Source organism: Demequina sp. NBRC 110051, assembly GCF_002090055.1.
Classification (GTDB): Bacteria; Actinomycetota; Actinomycetes; order Actinomycetales; family Demequinaceae; genus Demequina.
On record NZ_BBRH01000014.1, the window covers coordinates 152,171 to 159,131 of the forward strand.

Annotated in this window: 6 protein-coding genes; 2 read left to right on the plus strand and 4 right to left on the minus strand. The window is 69.9% G+C overall.

The genetic code is table 11. The features are described from left to right. Nucleotide 1: 1 nt before the first annotated feature. Genes B7K20_RS09040 through B7K20_RS09050 form a run of 3 tightly spaced genes read right to left on the minus strand, consistent with a single transcriptional unit; the run spans nt 2 to nt 3,897 of the window. On the minus strand, nt 2-1,315 hold the full coding sequence (locus tag B7K20_RS09040; protein ID WP_084102194.1) for an Ig-like domain-containing protein: 1,314 nt from the start codon (nt 1,313-1,315) through the stop codon (nt 2-4). Further along, on the minus strand, nt 1,312-3,252 hold the full coding sequence (locus tag B7K20_RS09045) for a family 43 glycosylhydrolase (RefSeq protein ID WP_084102195.1): 1,941 nt from the start codon (nt 3,250-3,252) through the stop codon (nt 1,312-1,314). Before B7K20_RS09045 ends, B7K20_RS09040 begins: the two co-directional genes overlap by 4 nt. Nucleotides 3,253-3,261: 9 nt before the next feature. Next, a complete protein-coding gene (locus B7K20_RS09050; RefSeq protein ID WP_234985786.1) occupies nt 3,262-3,897 on the minus strand; it encodes an NADPH-dependent F420 reductase in 636 nt (211 codons plus the stop codon). Between the two features lie 40 nt (nt 3,898-3,937). On the opposite strand from B7K20_RS09050, the gene B7K20_RS09055 reads away from it, so the two are divergent. Both B7K20_RS09055 and B7K20_RS09060 read left to right on the plus strand, forming a co-directional pair. Next, nucleotides 3,938-4,753: an HAD-IIB family hydrolase gene (locus B7K20_RS09055; RefSeq protein ID WP_159449374.1), complete on the plus strand. Its 816-nt coding sequence runs from the start codon at nt 3,938-3,940 to the stop codon at nt 4,751-4,753. A 134-nt stretch (nt 4,754-4,887) separates the two neighbouring features. Beyond that, a complete protein-coding gene (locus B7K20_RS09060) occupies nt 4,888-6,351 on the plus strand; it encodes an MDR family MFS transporter (protein ID WP_084102198.1) in 1,464 nt (487 codons plus the stop codon). A gap of 9 nt (nt 6,352-6,360) precedes the next feature. Here B7K20_RS09060 and B7K20_RS09065 read toward each other — a convergent pair whose 3' ends face one another. Continuing rightward, nucleotides 6,361-6,870, minus strand: coding sequence for an NUDIX domain-containing protein (locus tag B7K20_RS09065; protein ID WP_084102199.1), 510 nt, complete (start codon nt 6,868-6,870; stop codon nt 6,361-6,363). Nucleotides 6,871-6,961 lie beyond the last annotated feature (91 nt).

The window sequence follows — 6,961 nt, forward strand, 5'->3', positions numbered from 1 at the left end:
GCTACTCGACGGCCACCGTGGCGGTCACCGTGAGCGCCGTCGCCGAGAGCGACGATTTACCCGCCGCGTCCCAGTCCCGCGAGCCGTCGGCCGCGATCCAGTCGTTCGCGTTCGCGCCCAGGGTTCCGCGCAGCACGCCCACGACCTCAACAGGACCAGCGACGCCCGTGCGGACCGCATCGAGGTCCCAGTCGACCGCAAACTCCGCCGTGCCGCCCCCGTGCAGCGTCGCCTCCACGGTCGCGGGAAGCGCCGCGAGCACCTTGGATCTGTCCGCGCCCGTCGGAACCACGGCATCGGCGAGGTGAGGTACGACGGGTGCCGCAGCATCGGCCGCCCGTAGTGCCTGGTAGACCTCTCGTGTGAGCGAGATGACGCCACCGTGCTTGGTCGCCGGCGCGAGGTCGAAGGCGCCGTCCTCGACGTACTCCCACGGCTCGTCCGCGTCCAGGTCGGTCGCGATCATGGGTCGGTAGCCCACGTCGGGGATGACGTCGACCAGCAGGTGCCAGCGGTCCTCGCCGCGCACGCGGAACATCGCGGGGCCCTCGACGAGTCCCGGGTCTCCCCCGGAGTACGCGGCACCAATGTGCGTCTGGGTCTGCGTCCAGGTCGCCTCCGGCAGCCACCAGCGCGCGTCGTCCGTGTACTCCATGAAGAGGCCGCGGGCGGTGCCGTTGTCTTTGGTCACACGGTAAGTGCGCCCGCCCTCGCGGATCATCGTGGTGTCGATGACGTCGCCCGGTGCGTCGATGAGCACGCCGCCCGTCACCCAGCCTGCCTGCGTGAAGTCCCTGGTCGCGCCCCACAGAATGCGTTGCCGGCCGTCCTCGCCCGAAGACGCCCAGTAGACGACGAACGCCCCTCCATCGGCGTCGTAGTCGTCGACCCATAGGGCCTCGGGAGCCCACATCATGCCCATGTGCGGGGTGCCGGGATCGGGCGCGCCGTCGGGGCCGCACGCGACGTCGATCTGGCGCTGCGGACCCCAGTGGATGAGGTCGTCGGACTCCCACACGTTCATTTTGGTGGAGTAGTCCGTGGCCCAGGCCTGCCAGCCGGCGTCGTCGGCGCCGAACACCCTGAGGTCCGTCGCGATCAGGTAGTACCGGCCGGTGTCGGGGCGACGCAACAGATAGGGATCGCGCACGCCGGTAGTGCCCAGGTGCGAGGCGAGGATGGGCTCGCCGCCGTTCAGCCGGTCCCACGCGGTGGGGTCGTCGCCGCGCGATAGAGAGAAATGCACCTTCTCGCGATACCCGTGGGGGTCCTCGACGAAGTGGACCATCAAGTAGCCGTAGGGTTCCTCGGTCATACGTCACCATCCCCGACTACCACGCGCGCGGCGACCTCGCGGAAGCGGGGTGCCAGCTCCTCCTCGGTCTCCATGTCCAGGCGGGGCAGGCCATCCGCGGTCCAGTGGACGCGGCGGACGAACGTGTCGCGGCCCGTCAGCCCCAGGTGATCGGTGCGGGCGTGGAAGACATAGAGGTCGTTGCCGTCCTCGTCCACGGACCACATCCCGTGACCGGTGCCCAGTTGGTACTCGCCGTTGTAGGGGCCGGACTTCTGGATGGGGGCGTTGAGCCGCGTCCACGCCGCGGGATCGGTGAGATCGCTTCCGGACGCCGCGGTCGCCAGCCCGGTCGTGTAGGTGTCTCCCACCGTCGAGCCCGAATACAGCATGAACACACGGCCGTCGCGGATGATCATGTTCGGACCCTCGGCGATGGTGTTGTCCCACGCGTACTCGGGCGCGAGGATGCGCACGGGCTCGCTGGTCAGGCGCGCGGGGTCCGCGGGGTCGAAGGTCGCGATGAAGATCGACCCGAGCATCTGCCAGGCGTAATAGTGCGTGCCGGCATCTTCCAGATAGGTCATGTCGAGCGAGATGCCGGCGCGATCGTTGAGCACCGAACCGTCGGCGCGCGTGACGTGCCTGGCGGCACTCCAGCTGGCCGGATCCGTGGGGTCGAGGTGGGCGCCATCGGCGTCGCGCCCCAGCTGAATGATGCTCGCGCGGCCCGTCCACATGTCGGTGCGGCCATCCTCGCCGTCATAGGACGGCATGAAAAGGATGGACAGCTCACCGCCGATGACGTGAATCTCGGGCGCCCAGAAGCAGCCGGTCATGGCGTCACCGTGGGCGTCGAGGTCGCCGGCGACCAGGATGTCGCACTCGAGGCCGTCGCCACCGGCCGGGTCCGCGAGCGCCGCGATGGTGTCGGCCATGCGGATCGGCATCCCGATGGGACCACCGTCGTTCGCGATCGGGTCCAGGTTCAGGTCCTTCGTCGCGATCATGAGGAACACGTCGCGGCCGTTGAAGTGGAACGGCACGATGCTCGGGTCGGCCCGCTCGTCCGCGAACGGCGTGGGATAGATGGGCTGGCGCACGGTTCCGGTGACGGCGTGCTCACCCAGAACGCTTGTGTCGATGGCAGACAGCGCCTCGTTGTCCCAGGTCACCGCGAGCGAGCCCGTGGAGCCGTCCGAGTACGCGAGGTCCACGCGCGCGGGCAGGTCGGCCACGGTGAGCGCCGCACCCACGGGCACGGCCACCGGCGCCACCGACGCGTCGGTGTTCGCCACGGGACCGAACCGCTCGCGCAGCCTCGCGGCAAGGTCCGCCGGGATCTCGATGGCGTTGCCCGAGCGCAGGTCGGGGATGCCCGATGCCGCGGCGTCTCCCGCGACGATCTCGCCCGGGATGGGGTGGTCACCGGGCGTGGGCTCGCCCAACGCGGTGTGGGGGGCGAAGAGGTCGAGCGTCGCATGCCACGGCTCGCCGGCATCGGTGCTCCACCGCATGACGTAGCCGTCGCCGTCCGCGACGACGGCGGGCGCATTGACGCCGTGGGTCACACCCAGGTCGAGCAGGCCGAGCTCCGTGTAGTCGATGAGATCGTCCGAGCGCAGCAACAGCACGGACGAGGCCCGCGTGCCGTCGTCGCCGCCCCCGCGTGCGGTGCGCGTCGCGACGATGCCGTAGCCGCCGTCAGCGAGCGCCACCACGTGCGGATCGATGAGCCCGCGCAGGACCGGATCGAACGTGCCGTCGGGGCCGGGCGTCTCGCTCACGTGGGCGAAGGCGACGCCGTAGTTGTCGAACAGCGGCTCACCGTCGAGCGCGAGGTGAACGCTGAGGGCAATGTCGGCATTATTGGCCTCCGCCTCGGAGGCCGGCTCGCGGTCGTACACCGTCAGCGTCGCGGTCGCGACAGCATTTTCTACATCGTTGTAATCAGGCACGGAATGAGCCTACAGCCGTCCGCGCGCGCGAGCCACCACGCGCCCGCGTTGGGTGTCCCAGAATCGCTCCAGCATCGCGCGCGCCTCGGCCCGGTCGGCATCGGCGCCAAACAGCTCCGTGCCTGGCTCGAAGCGCATACCCTCGGCCAGCTCCCCGGCGACCACCGGGTCATACCCCAGCGCATCCACCAGCCCCTCGACGAGCTCCACCGCCCCGGCGTCATCCCCCGCGAGCGCGACCGCGATGCGATCGGGCTCACCCGCCGGTCGCGCAAGCTCCTCGAGCGCGTAGCCCGACAGGTGGTTGAAGGCCTTGACGACCCGCGCTCCTGGGAGGAACGCCGCCACGGTCTGTGACGTGGACGTCGTGGGATCGTCAAGGTCGGGGCGCGCGCCATCGAGCTCCCACCAGTAGTTCATGGCATCGACGACCACGCGCCCGGCGAGCCGCTCGGACGGTAGCGAGCGGTACTTGCCCAGCGGGATCGCGAGGACCACGGCATCGGCCGCCACCACCTCGTCCACGGGGTCGCCTGACCCCGCCATCGCGACCGTGAGCCCCGCATCGCGTGCGAGCGCCGCGATGGCCTTGCCCACGCGCCCGGCTCCCAGAATTCCTAGCGTCTGCACCGTCTGTCCTGCCACGGGACGTACCGTACGCGATCGCACGGATAGGCTGACGGGCGTGAGCGTGATCTTCCTGGACGTCGACGGTACCTACGCCTCCCACGGGGAGGTCCCCCCGGCTCACGAGGAGGCCGTCGCGCGGGTGCGCGCCAACGGTCACCAGGTATTTCTGTGCACGGGGCGCTCGCGCTCCACCGTCTCGGACCGCCTGCTCGCCGCCGGCTTCGATGGCGTGGTGGGCGGGGCAGGGGCCTACGCCGAGGTGGGCGGCGAGGTCATCCACGACGTGTCGTTCCCTCGTGAGCTCGCGGACAGGACCATCGACGTCCTGCTGGAGCATCACGCCCAGATGCTGGTCGAGGCACCCGAGGCGATCTACGTCCTTCCCCAGGCCGCCGAGCTCATGGACCGCCGCGCCCCTGGCGCCGATGCGTCCGGTGCACAGGTCGCGATCTGGGAGGACCTGCTGGCCGCGCGGCGTGTGGTGGATTCCCTCCAGGGGCTCGACTTCGCGAAGATCGTGACGCTGTCCGCCGGGCGCGACTTGGGCGAGATCGTGCCGCTCATCGGCGACGAGGTCGCGGCCGTCGAGACGTCGATCAAGGACCTGGGCCGCGGCGCCGGCGAGGTCTACCTGTCGCACATCACCAAGGCCGTAGGCATCCAGGCGGTGCTCGATCACCTGGGATTGACGGCGGCCGATGCCGTGGGCGCCGGCGACGGCCCCAACGACCTCGAGATGCTCGCCATGGTCGGCACGGCGATCGGCATCGAGGGCGGCCACCCCGGCGTCATCGCCGAGGCCGACATCGTGGTGCCCGGCCCCGAACGCGCCGGACTCGTCCAGGCCTTCGCCCGCCTGGGGCTGAGCTAGAGCGTCACCCAACCCCGGCATCGGCCGGTCGCGTGTCACCGCTCAGTGACACAATGTGAAACGTCCCCGCACCGGAGCGCGCCGTCTGCCCGGCCACCGCCGCGCCCACGCTCCGTGCCCAGAAAGGCCCTCGTATGTCCCCCACGCCCGCCCCCGCAGCCGCGCCCGCCACCGTGAGCGCTCGCGACGAGCTCGTCATTCGCGTGCTGATCGTCTCCGCCTTCACCGTCATCCTCAACGAGACCATCATGGGCGTCGCGATCCCGCACCTCATGGAAGACCTCGGCATTACGGCGGTGCTCGCCCAGTGGCTCACGGCCGCGTTCCTGCTCACGATGGCGATCGTCATCCCCATCACGGGCTTCCTTCTGCAGCGCTTCCCCACGAGGCCGCTGTACATCGTCGCGATGTCGCTGTTCGCGGCGGGCACGCTGCTCGGGGCGTTGGCGCCCGGCTTCGAGGTGCTGCTCGTGGCGCGCGTGATCCAGGCCTGCGGCACGGCCGTCATGCTACCGCTGCTCATGACGACCGTCATCTCCATCGTCCCCGAGCGCGAGCGCGGGCGCCGCATGGGCACCATCGGCATGGTGATCTCGGTCGCCCCCGCGGTGGGCCCCACCATCTCAGGGCTGATTCTTGCGGTCCTGCCGTGGCGCTACCTGTTCCTGTTCGTGCTGCCCGTCGCGCTGACCGTCCTGGTGTTCGGCGTCTTCAAGATGCGCTCGACCAACGAGACGCGCGAGACCCGCATGGACGCGCTTTCGGTGATCCTGTCGGCGTTCGGCTTCGGCGGCATCGTCTTCGGCCTGTCCCAGGTTGGCGAGTCAGCGGAGGGCGACATCGCCTCGGCTCTGGTGGCCGTCGCGGTGGGCGTGGTCGCGCTTGCCCTGTTCGTGTGGCGTCAGCTGGTGCTGCAGCGCACCGACTCTGCCCTTCTCGATTTGCGCGTGTTCCGCTCGCGCACGTTCGCCATCGCGTGCGCGATGTTCGTGGTGTGCATGATGGGCCTGTTCGGCGGCATCATCCTGCTCCCGCTCTACACGCAGGGTGTACTGGGACTGTCCGTGCTTGCCTCGGGACTCATGCTGCTGCCCGGCGGACTCGCGATGGGCCTGCTTGCCACGCCCATCGGCCGTGCCTACGACCGCGTGGGCCCGCGCCCACTGCTCATCCCCGGCACCATCCTGGTCTCGGCGGCGCTGTGGATCCTCGCCCTGTCGCTCACCGCAACCACGCCGTGGTGGGTGGTACTCGCCTCGCATGTGGTGCTGAGCCTGGGCCTCGCGCTCGTGTTCACGCCGCTGTTCTCGTCGTCGCTAGGCTCGCTTCCCAAGAAGCTGTACTCCCACGGCTCCGCGATGGTGTCCACGCTGCAGCAGGTCGCTGCCGCCGCGGGCACCGCGCTGTTCGTCTCGACGATGACGGCCGTGGCGCTCACCCGCGTCGACCAGGGCGCGACCGAGGTCGTCGCCCAGGCGGCGGGCATTCGCACCGCCTTCTTCGTGGGCGCGATCCTCGCGATGGGCGGCATTGTGCTCGCGATGTTCATCCAGCGCCCCGAGCACGAGGACGGCGACATGGCCGTCGCGGCGCACTAGCGGCGCCGCTCAGAACTCGAACTCGGCCACGTCGTCGCCGCGCAGGGCCGCGGCAACCCGCACCGTCATGTCCTCACTCATCGGGGGCATGGCGGTGACGGGGAACCAGGCGGCCTCCAGGTTCTCACCGTCGGCGGGATGCGGATCTCCGCTGACGTAAACGAAGCGGAACGTCAGGTCTAGGTACTGCGAACGGTCGCCGTTGTCGTAGGTGATCTCGGGCGTGACTCCCACCCGCACGAGGGCCTGTGGCACCGCGACGATGTTCGCCTCCTCGAGCACCTCGCGCGCCCCGGCGACCGCCGGATGTTCACCCGGGTCGATGATGCCGGTGACGGGCGTCCACGCTCCGGTGTCGGCGCGGCGTACCACGAGGATCTCGCGGGCGTCGCTCGCGGGGGGAACGCCTGGCTCGGTCGGAGTCGCGCCTCGCAACACCACGGCGGTGACTCCCGAGAGCCACAGCATCTCGGTCCCGATCTTCTCTCGCAGGGACAGGATGAAATCGGGAGTCGCCATGCGCCCAGGCTAGCGGCGCGCATCGGCGGCGCCCGCCCTGTCCCCACCGAGCAGTGCGAGCCCAGCTCGTGGGACATGAGTGTCGATTTCA

Bases quoted from the DNA above. Each gene is read 5' to 3' on its own strand.
- B7K20_RS09040 (WP_084102194.1), bottom strand. From the start codon at position 1,315: ATGACCGAGGAACCCTACGGCTACTTGATGGTCCACTTCGTCGAGGAC.
- B7K20_RS09065 (WP_084102199.1), bottom strand. From the start codon at position 6,870: ATGGCGACTCCCGATTTCATCCTGTCCCTGCGAGAGAAGATCGGGACC.
- B7K20_RS09060 (WP_084102198.1), top strand. From the start codon at position 4,888: ATGTCCCCCACGCCCGCCCCCGCAGCCGCGCCCGCCACCGTGAGCGCT.